The sequence below is a fragment of the Rhizobacter sp. P5_C2 genome (genome assembly GCF_054049715.1).
This window is the reverse complement of record NZ_JBFULV010000268.1, coordinates 1-560: the sequence shown is the minus strand read 5'-3', so window position 1 is coordinate 560 and position 560 is coordinate 1. Positions and strand designations below refer to the sequence as shown.

1 pseudogene is annotated in these 560 nt (G+C 79.1%); it reads left to right on the top strand.

The window, feature by feature from the left end:
• Positions 1 to 560, top strand: a pseudogene (locus tag ACXJLU_RS33535) (hypothetical protein); the annotation flags it as partial.

Below are 560 nucleotides of genomic sequence, written 5' to 3'. Positions count from 1 at the left end.
GGTGAAGTGCCCGGCGCTCGCGCCGACCGCGCGGCGCAACCCCAGGGCGCCGACGCGCCCGCCGCCAAGCTGCTCGCCGAGGCGGCCGAAAAGACAACGTCATTCCGCGAGGTCGCGGCCCAGGTGCATGGCGCCGGCGACAGCGCGCGCACCGATGCGCCGGCGACAGCGCGCGCACCGATGCCGCGCGGGCTGAACCTCCCGGCCGCGAGCACGCAGGCCGGCGGCAAGCTGGCGCGCGGCCAGGCCCAGGCCGGTGAGGCCGAATCGGGCGATGCGCTCGGCGGCCAAGCCGGCGCTGAAGGCGGCGGCCGCGGTGCACGCCGGCTGGGCGGCGGTGGTGAAGTGCCCGGCGCTCGCGCCGACCGCGCGGCGCAACCCCAGGGCGCCGACGCGCCCGCCGCCAAGCTGCTCGCCGAGGCGGCCGAAAAGACAACGTCATTCCGCGAGGTCGCGGCCCAGGTGCATGGCGCCGGCGACAGCGCGCGCACCGATGCCGCGCCGGCCAACGGCGCGCTGCTGGCGGCCGGGCTGACGGCGCGCTGCTGGCGGCCGGGCTG